Below are 15,498 nucleotides of genomic sequence, written 5' to 3'. Positions count from 1 at the left end.
GGACCGTCGCGATGCCCCATCCTCGCGACTCGCACGTCACCAACCCACGACTCGACCTCGGGCCGCGTCAGCGGTGGTACTTCCGGTAGCGGGTACGGCGGAAGAGCGCGCCGCCGAGGGGGCCGAGCCAGCGCAGGACCGGCCGCAGGTAGCGGATGTCGATCATCTCGATCAGGTTGCCGTCGGGGTCGGCGCAGAAGAAGAACGAGTGACCCAGCGGCGAGGTCTGCGGCGGTGAGACGATCTCGACACCCTGCTCCACCAGGTAGGCGTGCCACTTCTCCGTGTCCTTGCAGTTGAAGGAGATGTGGGTCGGCCCGGGGCGGTTCCACACGACCGGCTCGCCGGAGACCGACGGGGTGAACTCGAAGATCTCGAGCGTCGCTCCGCCGGGGACGCGCACCCACCCGATCTTCAGCTCGGGGTCGTCGGAGTCGACGCCGAAGAAGGTGCGCAGCCGGTCCTGCTCGTGGTTGCAGTTGACGCCGACCAGCGCGCAGCCGAAGACGTCGGCGTAGAACTTCACGCTGCGGTTGAAGTCGCCGACGGTGAGCGCGACGTGGCTGAACGAGCGGACCTTCACGGGGTGTGGCCTCCTGGGGCGGGGTCGTCGGGGTGCCACCCGAAGCGGGTGGCGAGGTGGTCGGCGACGCGCAGCGCCTGCGCGATGACGGTCAGCCCGGGGTTGACCGCCGCCGAGGACGGGAAGAACGACGCGTCGACGACGTAGAGGTTATCGACGTCGTGGGTGCGGCAGAGCGGGTCGAGGACCGAGCTGCGCGGGTCGTCGCCGAAGACGGCGGTCCCGCACTGGTGGGTCGTGTTCTCGTTGCGGAACTCGTGGGTGACCACGCCGGCGTAGCCGGCCCGCCGCAGCATCCGCCTCGCCTCCTTGACCAGCAGGCCGTGCACCGGCGACGAGCCGGTCGTGTAGCTCAGCTGGACGCGCCCGGACGAGGTCAGGGTGACCCGGTTCTCGGGCGACGGCAGGTCCTCCGACATCGCGAGCAGCTCCATCCCGCGCCGCGTCCACGCGCGTACGGCGGGGGTCGGGAGGAAAGGCACCACCGACTTCACCTGGGCGGGGTGGACCCGGCCCTGCGACTGGATGTTGCCCAGCGGGAAGGGGTGGCGCTCGGACGGGCGGTAGAAGTCGTTGATCGCCAGCGTCTTCTGGAAGACGGTGTCGTGGGCCCGCAGCGGGTGGACCGCCTCCATCATCGTCGCCCGGTGGGCCATGTAGCGCCGGCCCACGAGGCCCGAGGAGTTCGCGAGGCCGTCGGGGTGGCGGTCGTTGGCGCTGCCGAGCAGCAGGGCGGCCGAATTGACCGCCCCGGCCGCGAGCACGACGACGGTGCCGCGGACCTGGTGGATCCGCCCGTGTCGCTCGACGGTCACCTGCGTGACCCGGTCGCCGGACGCCGAGGTCTCGAGGCTGCGCACGCGCGCACCGGTCCACAGCGTCACGTCGCCGTCGAGGGCCGGGACGACCCCGCAGGTGTCGGCGTCGGCCTTGCGCCGGATCAGGCAGGGGAAGGAGTTGCAGGTGGCGCAGAGGATGCAGCCCCCCTGGGCACCCGGGTCGAGCAGGCCCAGCGGCAGTGGCGCGGGGTGGTGGCCGTTTGCGCGCAGCCGCTCCGCCAGCGCCTCGACCTCGGGCTCGTGGGGCACCGGCGCGTGGGGGAACGGCTTGCGCTCCGGGTCGGTCGGGTCGGCGCCGAGCTCGCCGTGGACGGCGTACATCTCCTCGGCACGGTCGTACCAGGGCGCGAGGTCGGCATAGCTGATCGGCCACGCGTCGGAGACCCCGTCGGCGTGGCGGACCTCGTCGAAGTCCTCCTCGCGGAGCCGGTAGAGGACGGAGCCCCACATCTTCGTGTTGCCGCCGACGAGGTAGTGCATGAACGGCTGGAACGGCTTGCCGCGGCGGTCGAGCCACAGCTCGCCCGAGCGGTAGCGGTCCTTGCCCCAGACCTCGACCGGGTCCCAGTTCTGCCGCTCCTGCGGCATCCAGTCGCCCCGCTCGAGCAGCAGCACCCGCGCGTTCGTGCGCGAGAGCGCCCGGGCGACGGTGCCGCCGCCGGCGCCGGAGCCGATGACCACCGCGTCGTACTCGTGGACCTCACCCACCGTGATCACCCCGCCGCACCATCTCCATCAACACGTGGTCCTCGCGGGCCCGCTCGACGCTCATCGACGGCTGCCGGCCCTCGCGGACCGCGGCCACGAAGTCGGCGTACATCGCCTTGTAGCCGCGTACGTCGCGCAGCTCGGCCGGACCGGGGACGTGGACGCGAGGTCGCCCGCGGCCGCGGGCGACGGCTCCGGCACCGTTGGACTCGAAGGTGATGACGCCCTCGCGCCCGTAGAGCTTGGAGGTGCGGATGCCGCGCAGGAGCGACGGCACCTCGCGCGAGTAGAGCAGCGCGCCGGTCGCACCCGAGTCGTAGGTGAGCCCGACGACCATGCTGCGCGAGCGCCGGTCACCGGCGGGGTCGGGCGCGGCCGTCGGGCGCAGCCCGGTGGCCGCGACGAGACGCGGACCGAGCTCGCCGGCGACGTGGAGCCAGTGGATGCCCTCCTCGAAGAAGGCGTCGCCCCCGGCCATCGTCTCGTCGTTGCGCCAGTCGCCGGCCGCCTTGGGCTTGTCGGCCACGGTCACCAGGCTGACCATCACCATGTCGCCGATGACCCCGGACCCGAGCATCGAGCGCAGCGTCACCAGCTGGGGCTTGTAGTGGTCGTTCTCGCCGACGATCACCGCGACGCCGGCGGCGTCGCGCTCCGCGATGACCGCGTCGTAGTCCTCGAGCGTGAGGAACGCCGGCTTCTCGACCAGCACGTGCTTGCCGGCCGCGATCGCTCGGGAGGTCAGCTCCCGGTGGTGGACCGGCGGCACGGAGACCACGACCGCATCGACGTCGGGGTCGGCGAGCGCCTCGTCGTAGGAGCCGTAGGCCCGCTCCCCGTCCCGGCGGGCACGCAGCGCCTCCGCCCTCGCGAGGTCACGGCTGGCGAAGCTGACCCGGACGTCGTCGGAGGGCTTGAGGTGGCGGGCGTGGACGCCTGCGATGTGGCCGGCGCCGAGGAAGGCGACGTGCAGCCTGTGACCCCCTGGCATGCGGGCGAACCTATCAACCGCGCCACGCGCCCGTCGGGCAACCCGGCCGGTGGTGCCCTGCCCGTTAGGCTCTGACCGTGATCTGGCTCGCCGTGCTGCTGGCACTCGCGAGCGCGCTCACCGTCGGCCTCTCGACCTCCCTGCAGCACCGCGCGGCCCACGAGGCGCCCGCCGAGATCGGCAGCGTCGGACTCATCGCCCACCTGCTCCAGCGGCCGTGGTGGTGGGTCGGCCAGGCTCTCGGCTTCCTGGCGCTGATCTTCCATGCCACCGCGCTGGCGTTCGGCCCGCTCGCCCTGGTCCAGCCGATCGCGATCATGGGCATGGTGTTCGCGCCGCCGATCCGCGCCGCCATGTCGCGTCGCTGGTTGCCCCGCGACGAGGCGGTCGCGGTGGTGGCGACCTTCGCCGGCCTGATCGCCTTCCTCATCGCCACCGCGCCAGAGGAGAGCGTCGTCGAGCCGGGGGCGGGCATCACGACCATCGTCGCCGCACTGGTCGTGCTCTCGGCCGTGCTCGTCGGCGTCGCCGGCCGGGTCGCCGACTCCGGCCTGCGCGGCACGCTGCTCGGCTGCGCCGCCGGCCTGCTCTTCGGGTCGGTCGCCGTGTGCCTGAAGATCGTGACCTCGGGCCTGTCCTCCGACGGGCTCGGTGCCGTGCTCGCCACCGCGACGCCGTACGCCGTCGTCGCGATGGGCCTCGCCGGGATCGGCATCAACCAGCTCGCCTACCGCTCCGCGCGGCTCTCGGCGTCGATGCCGGCGCTCAACATCGTCAACGTGCTGGTCGCGCTCGTGATCGGCTACCTCGTCTTCGAGGAGGCGCCGCGCCACACCCCCGCAGCCCTCCTGGTCGAGGTCGCGGCCGCGGTCGTGATCGGGTGGGGCCTGGTGCGGCTGGCCCGCCTCGAGGAGGCCGCCGAGTCGGAGGCCGAGGACGTCAGCGTCGGCTGAGGCCCTCCCGGCGGCTCACCCCGGCGGCTCACCCCCGGCTCACTCCACGGGGAGGCCGAGGCCGCGGGCGATGAGCATCCGCTGGACCTCGCTGGTGCCCTCACCGATCTCGAGCACCTTCGCGTCGCGGTAGAACCGGACGACGGGGTACTCCTCCATGAAGCCGTAGCCGCCGAAGACCTGGGTGGCGATCCGGGTCGCGGTGACGGCCGACTCGGTCGCGTAGAGCTTGGCGACGGCCGCCGCCTGCTTGAAGTCCTTCATGCTCACCGACGCGCCGGCGTCCATGGCGTCCTTCATCGCGGCCGCCTTGTAGGTCAACAGCCGGGAGGCGTCGAGCATCACCTGCAGGTCGGCGACCTGGAAGGCCACGCCCTGCTTGCGGCCGATCGGACCCCCGAAGGTCTGCCGCTCCCCCGCGTACTGCAGGGAGGCGTCGAGGCACGCCTGGATGCAGCCGACCGCGAGCGCGGCGATCGCGACCCGGCCGTCGTCGAGCGTGGCGAGGAACTGGGCGTAGCCGCGGCCGCGGTCGCCGAGCAGGTTGGCCTCGGGGACCCGGCAGTCGTCGAAGGAGAGCGGGTGGGTGTCGGAGGCGTGCCAGCCGAGCTTGTCGTAGGCCTTCTCGGCCGTGAAGCCGGCGGTGCCGGACGGGACGATGATCGCGGAGATCTCCGGCCGGCCGTCCTCCCGCTCACCGGTCTTCGCCGTCACCGTGACGCAGGAGGTGATGTCCGAGCCGGAGTTGGTGATGAACTGCTTGGCCCCGTTGACGACCCACTCGCCGTTCTCGAGCACGGCCTTCGTACGGGTGGCACCGGCGTCGGACCCGGCGCCCGGCTCGGTGAGACCGAAGCCGGCGAGCCGCTCACCGCTCACGAGGTCGGGGAGCCACTGCTGCTTCTGCTCGTCGCTGCCGTAGGTGAGGATCGGGTTGATGCCGAGGCCGACCGCGGCCTCGAGCGTGATGCCCATCGACTGGTCGACGCGGCCGACCTCCTCGATCGCGAGGCAGAGGCTGGTGAAGCCACCGTCCTCGCCGGAGAGCCCGGCGCCGCCGTACTCCTCCGGGGCGGTCAGGCCCATCAGCCCGAGCTGGCCCATCTTCTGCACGACGTCGACCGGGAAGTGGTGGTCGCGGTCCCACTGGGCGGCGTGGGGCGCGATCTCCTTCTCCGCGAAGTCGCGGACGGTGCGCCGGAACTGCTCGTGCTCGGGGGACAGCTCGAAGGTCATGCGGGGGATCGTAGCGCGGTTGGTTAGCGATCGTTAACCCACCGTGCGGGACCGGTCACACCGAATGGCCGCTGCGAGGGCACCCCCAGTAAGGTGAGGCTGCCCTCACCCGCTTCCCCGAAGGACTCCTGTGAAGAAGCGCGCCCTCGCCGTCGCCGTGGCGGTCGCCGCCCTGGCCCCGGTCGTCAGCTCGTGCAGCATCATCAACCCGCCCGACCTGGTGATCTACAACGCCCAGCACGAAGAGCTGATGAACGAGATCGTGCCGATCTTCGAGGAGCAGACGGGCCTCGACGTCGAGCTGCGCAACGGCAAGGACCTCGAGCTGGCCAACCAGATCGTCGCCGAGGGTGACGACTCCCCCGCCGACGTCTTCCTCACCGAGAACTCCCCGGCGATGAGCATCGTCGACAACGCCGGGCTCTTCACGCCGGTGTCGGAGGAGGCCACCGCGCCGATCCCGGACGACTACGTCCCGAGCTCCGGCAACTGGACCGGCATCCTGGCCCGCTCGACGGTGCTGATGTACAACACCTCGCTGACCGAGGCCGACATGCCCGACAGCATCCTCGACCTCGCCGAGCCCGAGTGGGCCGGCCGGATCGGCTTCTCCCCCACGGGCGCCGACTTCCAGGCGATCGTGAGCGCCGTGCTCGAGACCGAGGGCGAGGACGCGACCCGCGAGTGGCTGGCCGGCATCGCCGAGAACGGCACGGTGCTCGACAACAACCTCGTGGTCATGCAGGCCGCCAACGAGGGCGACATCGAGGTCGGCATCGCCTACCACTACTACTGGTACCGCGACCAGAAGGAGAGCGGCGAGAACTCCGACAACGTGGCCCTCCACTTCTTCGGCGACCAGGACCCGGGTGCCTTCGTCTCGATCTCCGGTGCCGGCGCCCTCGCGAGCAGCGAGCACCCCGGCAACGCCCAGCGCTTCATCGAGTTCCTCACCAGCACCGAGGGCCAGCAGGCGATGGCCGACTCCTATGCGCTGGAGTACCCCCTCAACCCGGACGCGACCCTCGACCCCGAGGTGAAGCCGTTCGACAGCCTCGAGCCGCCCGCCGTCGACCCCGCGAAGCTCAACGGGCCCCAGGTCACCGAGCTGATGACCGAGGCGGGCCTGCTCTGACCCTCCTGACCCCGACGCGCGCAGGCGCGGGCAGCGACGACCGCCGGCCCGCGCCGCGGCTGCTGCTGCTCGCAGGAGCCGCGGTCGCCCTGCTGGCCCTGGTGCCGCTGGGGTTCGTGGCGACCTACACCGTCGCCATCGGGCCGGCCGAGGCCTGGGAGCTCGTGGTGCGACCGCGGGTCGGCGAGCTGCTCTGGAACACGGTGCGGCTCACGGTCGGCGTCATGACGCTGACGACCCTGCTCGGCGTCGGCCTCGCCTTCGTCGTCGAGCGCACGGACGTGCCGTTCAAGCCACTGTGGCACGGCTTGCTGGTCGCGCCGCTCGCTGTGCCCGCGTTCGTCAACAGCTATGCGTGGGTCTCGCTCGACCGCTCCGTGACCGGATACGCCGGCGCGCTGCTCGTCGTCTCGCTCTCCTACTACCCGCTGGTCTACCTGCCCGTCGTCGCCTCGCTCCGCGGGCTCGACCCCGCGCTCGAGGAGTCGGCGTGGTCGTTGGGCCACAGCCGCTGGCGCTCCTTCGGCAGCGTGGTCCTGCCCCAGCTCCGCCCGGCGCTGCTCGGCGGCGTCCTGCTGGTCGGCCTCCACCTGCTGGCCGAGTTCGGCGCGCTCCAGCTGCTGCGCTTCCCGACCTTCACCACCGCGATCTACGACCTCTACGGCTCGACCTTCAACGGCGCCGCCGCCAACATGATCGCCGGCGTGCTGGTCCTGCTGTGCCTGCTGCTCCTGCTCGCCGAGCTGCGGCTGCGCGGCCACCGCCGCTTCGCCCGCGTCGGCCAGGGCGCCGCCCGCCAGGCCGTGCCGGTCCATCTCGCCCGCTCGCGGACGCCGGTCCTGCTCGGCCTCGCGCTCCTCGTCGGCGCCGGCGTCGGTGTCCCGATCTATGCGCTGGTCCACTGGCTCTGGGTCGGCTCGTCCACGGAGTTCCCGGTCGGCGAGCTGCTGGCCGCCACCGGGTCGACCGTCGGGCTCGCCGCCTTCGGCGCCGTGGTCACGACGCTCTGCGCCTTGCCGGTCGCCTGGCTGGCGGTGCGCCACCGCGGGCGGCTGACCACGCTGATCGAGCGCTCGACCTACCTGGCCACGGCCCTGCCCGGCATCGTGGTCGCCCTGGCGTTCGTCACGGTGAGTCTGCGGGTCGTCCCTGCCGTCTACCAGACCTCGCTGCTCCTCGTCGCGGCGTACGCCGTGTTGTTCCTGCCGCGCGCGCTGGTGTCGGTCCGGGCGGGGCTCGAGCAGGCGCCGGTCGTGCTCGACGACGTCGCCCGGAGCCTCGGCAGCGGCCCGCTGGAGGTTGCCCGCCGGGTCACCCTCCCGGTGATCGCGCCGAGCATCGGCGCCGGCGCGGCGCTGGTCTTCCTCGCCATCGCCACCGAGCTGACCGCGACGCTGATGCTCTCGCCGATCGGCACCGACACGCTCGCCACCAGCTTCTGGTCGGCCTCCTCCGACCTGCGCTACGGCGCCGCGGCCCCCTATGCCCTGCTCCTCGTCCTGATCTCGGTCCCGGCCACCGTGCTGCTGATGCGACAGGAGACACTGGAGCGGTGAGCAGGGTCGAGCTGGCGGAGGTCGTCTACGCCTTCGGTCACGGCGCGGACGCGGTCCGGGCCGTGGACGGCGTCGACCTCGTCGTCCCCGAGGGCTCCTTCACCGCCGTCCTCGGGCCGTCCGGCTGCGGCAAGACCACCCTGCTCCGGTTGGTCGCGGGCTTCCTGGCTCCCCAGGCGGGCACGATCCGCTTCGACGACGCCGTCGTCGCGGGCCCCGGACGGGTGGTCCCGCCCCAGCAGCGTCGCGTGGGTTACGTGCCCCAGGAGGGGGCGCTCTTCCCCCACCTCGACGTCGCCGCCAACATCGGCTTCGGCCTGCCCAAGCAGCAGCGCGCGTCCGCGGCCGGCCGCGATCGGGTCGCGGAGATGCTCGACCTCGTCGAGCTCCCGCGCGAGTACGCCGCCCGCTCGCCCCACGAGCTCAGCGGCGGCCAGCAGCAGCGCGTCGCCCTGGCGCGGGCGCTGGCCCCGGAACCGTCGGTGGTGCTGCTCGACGAGCCCTTCAGCTCGCTGGACGCCTCGCTGCGCACGACGACGGGAAGGGCCGTCGCCCACGCCCTCCAGGCCACCGGCACCACGGCCGTGATGGTCACCCACGACCAGGACGAGGCGCTCTCGCTGGCCGACCAGGTCGCGGTGATGCGCCTGGGCCACGTGATCCAGACCGACGCCCCCCGCGACCTCTACCGCGCACCGGTCGATCCCGAGGTCGGCGCCTTCGTCGGCGGCGCGACCGTGGTCGAGGCACGGGTCGAGGGCGACCGAGCCACGTTCGCATTCGGGTCCGCCCCGCTGGCGGCGCCGGCCCCGGACGGCGAGGCGCGGGTGCTGCTCCGGCCCGAGCAGATCCTCGTCCACCGCAGCGAGGTGGGCGCGCGCGTCGAGCAGGTCCACTTCTACGGCCACGACGCCGCGGTCCGGCTGCGGCTGCTCCCCGACGGGCCCGCGCTGGTCGCCCGGGTGCCGGGGCTCGACGCCCCCGAGCCCGGCAGCGAGGTCGGCATCGGGGTCACCGGGCCGGTCGTGGCCTATCCCACGACGTCCCCGACTGGTGTGAGGTAAGGCTTACCTCATATCCTCCTCGGGTGACGAGCCTGCTCCACCCCGTCGAGGTGCACCCACCCCGGGTGCTCGACCTGCGTGCCCACGGCGCGCGCACGGCGGTCCACACCGCCGACGGCCGGCTCACCTACGACGAGCTCGCCGACCGGGTCGACGCGCTGGCTGAACGGCTGGGCGACACCCGCCGCCTGGTGCTGGTCGAGGGCTCCAACACGGTCGAGTCGCTGGCGGCCTACCTCGCGGCGGTGACCGCGGGCCACGTCGCCCTGCTGACGCCACCGGGGCGCCCGGCCCGGGCGCTGGTCGACGCGTGGGACCCCGACGTGGTCCTCGGCCACGCGTTCGAGGAGCGGCGCGACGGCACCGCCCACGACCTCCACCCCGATCTCGCCCTGCTCCTCAGCACCTCGGGGTCGACCGGCTCGCCCAAGCTGGTCCGGCTCTCGCACGACAACCTGCGCAGCAACGCGGCCTCCATCGCGACCTACCTCGAGATCACGCCGGCCGACAACGCGATCACCTCGCTGCCGCTCCACTACTGCTACGGCCTCTCGGTCGTCCACAGCCACCTGCTCGTCGGCGCGACCCTCGTCCTCACCGACCTCTCCGTCGTCGACGAGTGCTTCTGGCGGCTGGCCGCCGAGGCGCGCGCGACGTCGTTCGCGGGGGTGCCCTACACCTTCGAGCAGCTCGAGCGGTCGGGCTTCGCCGACCGCGAGCTGCCCGCGCTGCGCTACGTCACCCAGGCCGGCGGCCGGATGGCGCCCAACCAGGTGACCCGCTGGCGCGACCACGGGCGGTCGGCCGGCTGGGACCTGGTCGTGATGTACGGCCAGACCGAGGCGACCGCACGCATGGCGTGGCTGCCCCCGGAGCTCGCGGAGGCCCGTCCCGACGCGGTGGGCGTGCCCGTTCCCGGCGGCTCGTTCCGGCTCGAGCCGGTCCCGGAGGTCGACGAGCCCGGCGTCGGGGAGCTCGTCTACGCCGGCCCCAACGTGATGATGGGCTACGCCGCCGCGCGGGCCGACCTGGCCCGCGGCCGTGACCTCGTCGAGCTCCGCACTGGCGACCTCGGCCGCTGCCGTGACGGGGTCTGGGAGGTCCTCGGCCGGCGCGGCCGCCAGGCGAAGCTGTTCGGTCTGCGGCTCGACCTCGACCACCTCGAGCGGGAGCTGCCCGTCGCGCTCGGGCCCGCCCACTGCCTCGTGCTCGACGCGGGCGACGGGCCCGCGCTCCACGCGTTCACGACCCGGCCCCGGTCGGCGGGGCCCCTGGCGACGTCGCTGTGCGAGGTCAGCGGGCTGCCCGCCAGCGCCGTGCGGGTGACGACGCTCGCCGAGCTCCCGCGCACGCCGTCGGGGAAGCCGTGCCGCGCGGCCCTCGCGGAGCACGCACGGCTCGCGCGCCAGGAGGCCGAGCCCGCGAGCGTCCGCGACGACTACGCCCTCGTCCTGGGTCGCCCCGACGCGACCGACGACGACTCCTTCGTCAGCCTGGGCGGCGACTCCCTGTCCTACGTCGAGCTCGCCACGCGCCTCTCGACCCGGCTCGGTGACCTGCCGACCGACTGGCACACCCGCCCCATCGGGACGCTGGCACCCACGCCCTCCCGCCGCGGCACCCGGGTCGACACCAGCGTCGTGCTGCGCGCCCTCGCCATCGTCGCCGTCGTCGCCACCCACGCCAACGTCTGGACCGTCGTCGGCGGGGCCCACGTCCTGCTCGTCGTCGCGGGCTGGAACCTCGCCCGGTTCCAGCTGGCCGCATCGACGCGGACCGAGCGGCTGCGCCACGGGCTGGCCTCGCTCGCCCAGCTGGTCGTCCCGGCATCGCTGTGGATCGCCGGCGTCGGCCTCGTCACCGGCACCTACACCTGGCACGCGGTGACCTACTCCAACGGCGTGCTCGGCGGAGAGCAGTGGACGCCGGACTGGGAGTTCTGGTTCCTCGAGGCGATCGTCTGGACGACGGCGGCGGCGCTCGCCCTGCTCGCCGTCCCGGCCGTCGACCGGCTCGAGCGACGCGCGCCCTACCGGTTCGCACTCGGGCTGACCCTCGGCGCGCTGGCCTGGCGCTACTGGTGGGTGGGACTCGAGGCCGGCCCGACCAACCGCTACACGATCGTGCTCGCCGCGTTCTTCCTGCTGCTCGGTTGGACCGCGAGCCGCGCCGACACCCCCGCCCGCCGCTGGACCGTGGTCGCCCTCGCCGCGGTGGCGACGTACGGCTTCTTCGGCGACCCGTGGCGCGAGGGGCTGATCGTCGCCGGGACCGCCGCCCTCGTCCTGCTCCCGACGGTGCGCCTCCCGCGGTGCCTGGTCGCACCGGTCTGCCTGGTCGCGTCGTCCTCGCTGTTCGTCTACCTCACCCACTGGCAGGTCTACCCCCACCTCGAGGACCACTACCCCGTCGTCGCCACCCTCGCCTCGTTCGCCGTCGGGATCGGCGTCTGGTGGCTCGCCAGGCCCGCACTCCGCGCGCTGGGCCGGCTCACCGCCCGAGTGTGACGAAGGCCCACCCGAACCCGGGGCGAGGGGGCGATACGCTGCCGGACGTGCCTGAGACGACTCCGCTGAAGAAGGTCCTCATCGCCAACCGCGGCGAGATCGCCGTCCGCGTCATCCGTGCCTGCAAGGACAGCGGCATCGGCTCGGTCGCGGTCTACGCCGACCCCGACCGCGACGCGATGCACGTCCGGGTCGCCGACGAGGCCCACAGCCTCGGCGGCGCGACGCCGGCCGAGTCCTACCTCGACATCGAGAAGATCATCGCGGTCGCGAAGAAGTCGGGCGCCGACTCGGTCCACCCCGGCTACGGCTTCCTCGCCGAGAACGCCGACTTCGCCCAGGCCGTCATCGACGCCGGGCTGATCTGGATCGGTCCCCCGCCGAAGGCGATCGAGGCGTTGGGCGACAAGGCCAAGGCCAAGCACATCGCCGACGCCGCGAACGCGCCGCTCGCGCCCGGCACCAAGGACCCGGTGGCTGACGCCGACGAGGTCGTCCGGTTCGCGGAGGAGAACGGGCTGCCGGTCGCGATCAAGGCCGTCTTCGGTGGTGGCGGCCGCGGCCTCAAGGTCGCGCGCACGATGGAGGAGATCCCCGACGCCTACGAGTCCGCGGTGCGGGAGGCCGTCACGGCCTTCGGCCGCGGCGAGTGCCTGGTCGAGAAGTTCCTCGACAAGCCGCGCCACGTCGAGACCCAGTGCCTCGCCGACCAGCACGGCAACGTCGTGGTCGTCTCGACCCGCGACTGCTCGCTCCAGCGCCGCAACCAGAAGCTGGTCGAGGAGGCGCCCGCCCCCTTCCTCTCCGACGAGCAGATGACCGAGCTCTACGAGTCGTCGAAGCGGATCCTCCAGGAGGCCGGCTACTACGGCGCCGGCACCTGTGAGTTCCTCGTCGCCCAGGACGGGACGATCTCCTTCCTCGAGGTCAACACCCGCCTCCAGGTCGAGCACTGCGTCTCCGAGGAGGTCACCGGCATCGACCTCGTCCGCGAGATGTTCCGGATCGCCGCCGGCGAGGAGCTCGGCTACGACGACCCCGAGATCCGCGGCCACTCGATCGAGTACCGCATCAACGCCGAGGACGGCGGCCGCAACTTCATGCCCGCCCCCGGCACCCTCTCCGCGTGGAGCCCGCCGCAGGGCCCCGGCATCCGGCTCGACGGCGGCTACGAGAACGGCGAGACCGTCCCCGGCTCGTTCGACTCCCTCATCGCGAAGCTGATCGTGACCGGTCGTGACCGCACCCAGGCCATCGAGCGCTCGCGGCGCGCCCTCGACGAGTTCGTCGTCGACGGCATGCCCACGGTCATCCCCTTCCACCAGGCGGTCGTCCACGACCCGGCGTACGTCGGGCCGTCGAACCCGTCCGGCGAGGGCGAGTTCACCGTCTACACGCAGTGGATCGAGACCGACTTCGACAACCAGATCGAGCCCTACGCCGGCGACAACGCCGAGGCACCCGAGCAGGCTGAGCGGCAGGCCGTCACGGTCGAGGTCGGCGGCAAGCGGATCGAGGTCGTCCTGCCCGGCGGCCTCGCGAGCATCGGCGGCGGAGCCGGCGGCGGATCCCAGAAGAAGGCCAAGCGCTCGGCCGGCAAGAAGGCCGGTGCGGCGGCGTCGGGCGACTCCGTGACCAGCCCGATGCAGGGCACCATCGTCAAGGTCGTCGTCGAGGAGGGCCAGGAGATCGCCGAGGGCGACACCGTGGTCGTCCTCGAGGCGATGAAGATGGAGCAGCCCCTCAAGGCCCACAAGGCGGGCACCGTCACCGGCCTCCAGGCCGAGGTCGGCGCGACCGTCACCTCCGGCGCCGTCATCTGCGAGCTCAAGGACTGACCGGACCGGACGTCCCACCCGACATGAGCGTCGTCGATCACCGGATTCGCGACGCTGATGTCGGGTACGACGGCTCCCGGGGCTTCCCTAGGGTGGGCGTGTGACGGAGCTGCGTGAGCCCTCGGAGCGGGTCAGCCCGCGGGCGCGGACGATGTGGACGCTGGGAGCGCTGGGCAACAGCGTCTTCACCCTCGGCGTGCTGGCGCTGGTCGCCTACGTGTGGTCCCCGTTCACCGTGCCGTGGTGGGCCTTCGCGCTGCTCGTGGTCGCCTGCGCGGCCTACACCGTGCTGATGCCGCGCTGGCGCTACGCCGTCCACCGGTGGGAGGCGACGGAGACGGCGGTCTACACGCAGACCGGGTGGTGGAGCATCGAGCGGCGGATCGCGCCGATGTCGCGGATCCAGACCGTCGACTACGAGGAGGGCGCGTTCGCGCGGCTCTTCGGGCTCGCCTCGGTGACGGCCACGACCGCCTCGGCCGCGGGCGCGCTGGCGATCGTCGGCCTCGACAAGCAGCTGGCCCGCGAGCTGGTCGACCAGCTGACCCGCCGGGCCGATGCCGTGCCCGGCGACGCGACATGACGGAGATCCCGGCGCCGCCTCCTCCGCTCCCGGAGACGCCCTGGCTCCGGCTCGACCCGCGGATGCTCCTGGTCCACCCCGTCCGCGAGGTGGGCCGATTCCTGCCCGTCCTCATCGGCGTAGTCGTGCTCGGCGCGGGCGGCAACCGCCTCGGCTGGCCGCAGCTGCTCGCCGTCGTCGTCCCCGTCGGGATCGGGCTGGCGCGCTACCTCACGACGCGCTACCGGATCCACGCCGACCGGGTCGAGCTGCGACGCGGGCTGGTCAGCACCCACATCCTCTCGACCTCGCTCGACCGGGTCCGGACGGTCGACATCACGGCCTCCCCCATCCAGCGGGTCCTGTCGCTGGCGACCGTGCGCATCGGCACCGGCACCGGTGGCGACGACGACCTCGACCTCGACGGCCTCCCCACCGAGCAGGCACGTGCGCTGCGGGCGCAGCTGCTCCACTCGATCCGCCCGCCCGCACCGGCCACGGACGACCCCGACGGGGAGCCTGCCGTCGTCGGCGGCGAGGAGGTCGTCGCCCGGTTCGAACCGGCGTGGGTGCGCTATGCACCCTTCACCTCCGCCGGCTTCGTCGCCATGGCCGCCGTCGTCGGCGTCGTCTTCCAGCTCGGTGACGACCTCGGCTTCCTCGACCGGTTCGAGGACGACCCCGCGGCGGTGAGCCTCCGCGCCGGAAGCGCCGTCGCGGTGGCCGTGCTCGGCGTGGCGGTGCTCGGCGTGGTCGTCGCGTTCTCGGTCATCGGCTATCTCGTCGCCAACGGCAACTTCGCCCTCAGCCACACGACGCCCGACGGCTCCTGGCACGTACGCCGCGGGCTGCTCACGACCCGCGAGACCAGCCTCGACGACGAGCGGCTGCGCGGCGTCGCCGTCGGCGAGCCGCTCGGCCTGCGCCTGGTGAGGGGTGGGCGCCTCAGCGCGATCGTGACGGGGCTGGACCGTTCGGAGTCGGGGAGCTCCGCGCTGCTTCCCCCGACACCCCGCCGGCTGGTCGACCGGGTCGCCGCCGCGGTCGTCGGCAGCGAGGAGCCCGTGCACGCGACGCTGGTCGACCACGGACCGCGCGCCCGAACCCGTCGGTGGACACGCGCGCTGGTGCCTGCCGCCCTCATGGCGGTCGCGCTCGTCGTGCTCGCGCTCCTGACCGACCTCGGCGGCCTGGCGGTGCTGGCCGTGCTCCCACTCGTCGTCGGCGCGGTGCTCGGGTGGGACCGGGCCCGCTCGCTCGGTCACGCCCTCGTCGGCGACTGGCTGGTCGCGCGGTCCGGCAGCCTGACCCGCAGGCGCGAGCTGCTCGCCACCGACGCCGTCATCGGGTGGAACCTCCACTCGACATGGTTCCAGCGGCGCGCCGGGCTCGTCACGCTGGTCGCGACCACGGCGGGCGGCAGCCAGCGGGTCGTCGTCGTGGACGTCCCTGAGGAGGTGGCCGTCCGGCTGACGACCGAGGCGGTCCCCGGCCTGGCGGAGCAGTTCCGGTCGTCGTGACCTGTC

General features: G+C 72.9%; 12 protein-coding genes. 8 read left to right on the top strand and 4 right to left on the bottom strand.

Annotation, left to right across the window (positions count from 1 at the left end; all coding sequences use genetic code 11):
* Positions 1 to 67 precede the first annotated feature (67 nt).
* Genes ABD091_RS15095 through ABD091_RS15085 form a run of 3 tightly spaced genes read right to left on the bottom strand, consistent with a single transcriptional unit; the run spans position 68 to position 3,121 of the window.
* Positions 68 to 583, bottom strand: coding sequence for a VOC family protein (locus ABD091_RS15095; RefSeq protein WP_343919882.1), 516 nt, complete (start codon positions 581 to 583; stop codon positions 68 to 70).
* Positions 580 to 2,130, bottom strand: a complete 1,551-nt coding sequence (locus tag ABD091_RS15090) for a GMC oxidoreductase (protein ID WP_343919880.1) — start codon at positions 2,128 to 2,130, stop codon at positions 580 to 582. The genes ABD091_RS15095 and ABD091_RS15090 overlap by 4 nt, the downstream gene beginning before the upstream one ends.
* Complete coding sequence (locus ABD091_RS15085) at positions 2,123 to 3,121, bottom strand: Gfo/Idh/MocA family protein (RefSeq protein ID WP_343919878.1); 999 nt, start codon at positions 3,119 to 3,121, stop codon at positions 2,123 to 2,125. Before ABD091_RS15085 ends, ABD091_RS15090 begins: the two co-directional genes overlap by 8 nt.
* Positions 3,122 to 3,198: 77 nt before the next feature.
* On the opposite strand from ABD091_RS15085, the gene ABD091_RS15080 reads away from it, so the two are divergent.
* Positions 3,199 to 4,074 (top strand): DMT family transporter, encoded by an 876-nt coding sequence (locus tag ABD091_RS15080; protein WP_343919876.1) that lies wholly within the window; start codon positions 3,199 to 3,201, stop codon positions 4,072 to 4,074.
* Between the two features lie 39 nt (positions 4,075 to 4,113).
* Here ABD091_RS15080 and ABD091_RS15075 read toward each other — a convergent pair whose 3' ends face one another.
* Positions 4,114 to 5,310 carry an acyl-CoA dehydrogenase family protein gene (locus tag ABD091_RS15075; RefSeq protein ID WP_343919874.1) on the bottom strand — a complete coding sequence of 399 codons (1,197 nt, stop codon included), beginning with the start codon at positions 5,308 to 5,310 and terminating at the stop codon, positions 4,114 to 4,116.
* Between the two features lie 130 nt (positions 5,311 to 5,440).
* On the opposite strand from ABD091_RS15075, the gene ABD091_RS15070 reads away from it, so the two are divergent.
* The 7 genes from ABD091_RS15070 to ABD091_RS15040 all read left to right on the top strand — a co-directional run bounded on the left by ABD091_RS15070 (position 5,441) and on the right by ABD091_RS15040 (position 15,492).
* Positions 5,441 to 6,445, top strand: coding sequence for an iron ABC transporter substrate-binding protein (locus tag ABD091_RS15070; RefSeq protein WP_343919872.1), 1,005 nt, complete (start codon positions 5,441 to 5,443; stop codon positions 6,443 to 6,445).
* A gap of 101 nt (positions 6,446 to 6,546) precedes the next feature.
* Positions 6,547 to 8,001 (top strand): ABC transporter permease, encoded by a 1,455-nt coding sequence (locus ABD091_RS15065; RefSeq protein ID WP_343919870.1) that lies wholly within the window; start codon positions 6,547 to 6,549, stop codon positions 7,999 to 8,001.
* A complete protein-coding gene (locus ABD091_RS15060; RefSeq protein WP_343919868.1) occupies positions 7,998 to 9,065 on the top strand; it encodes an ABC transporter ATP-binding protein in 1,068 nt (355 codons plus the stop codon). Before ABD091_RS15065 ends, ABD091_RS15060 begins: the two co-directional genes overlap by 4 nt.
* A gap of 23 nt (positions 9,066 to 9,088) precedes the next feature.
* Positions 9,089 to 11,572 carry an AMP-binding protein gene (locus ABD091_RS15055; RefSeq protein WP_343919866.1) on the top strand — a complete coding sequence of 828 codons (2,484 nt, stop codon included), beginning with the start codon at positions 9,089 to 9,091 and terminating at the stop codon, positions 11,570 to 11,572.
* A gap of 47 nt (positions 11,573 to 11,619) precedes the next feature.
* The gene (locus ABD091_RS15050) at positions 11,620 to 13,410 is read left to right on the top strand and encodes an acetyl/propionyl/methylcrotonyl-CoA carboxylase subunit alpha (RefSeq protein WP_343919864.1); all 1,791 of its coding nucleotides are present in this window, start codon (positions 11,620 to 11,622) and stop codon (positions 13,408 to 13,410) included.
* A 100-nt stretch (positions 13,411 to 13,510) separates the two neighbouring features.
* On the top strand, positions 13,511 to 13,993 hold the full coding sequence (locus tag ABD091_RS15045) for a PH domain-containing protein (RefSeq protein WP_343919862.1): 483 nt from the start codon (positions 13,511 to 13,513) through the stop codon (positions 13,991 to 13,993).
* On the top strand, positions 13,990 to 15,492 hold the full coding sequence (locus ABD091_RS15040; RefSeq protein ID WP_343919860.1) for a PH domain-containing protein: 1,503 nt from the start codon (positions 13,990 to 13,992) through the stop codon (positions 15,490 to 15,492). Before ABD091_RS15045 ends, ABD091_RS15040 begins: the two co-directional genes overlap by 4 nt.
* The last annotated feature ends 6 nt before the right edge of the window (positions 15,493 to 15,498 follow it).

Source organism: Nocardioides aestuarii, assembly GCF_039527245.1.
GTDB classification, from domain to species: Bacteria; Actinomycetota; Actinomycetes; order Propionibacteriales; family Nocardioidaceae; genus Nocardioides; species Nocardioides aestuarii.
This window is presented reverse-complemented; position numbering and strand designations above follow the sequence as displayed.

Excerpts from the sequence above, each read along its gene's own strand:
- ABD091_RS15085 (WP_343919878.1), bottom strand. The coding sequence starts at position 3,121 with ATGCCAGGGGGTCACAGGCTGCACGTCGCCTTCCTCGGCGCCGGCCAC.
- ABD091_RS15075 (WP_343919874.1), bottom strand. The coding sequence starts at position 5,310 with ATGACCTTCGAGCTGTCCCCCGAGCACGAGCAGTTCCGGCGCACCGTC.
- ABD091_RS15040 (WP_343919860.1), top strand. The coding sequence starts at position 13,990 with ATGACGGAGATCCCGGCGCCGCCTCCTCCGCTCCCGGAGACGCCCTGG.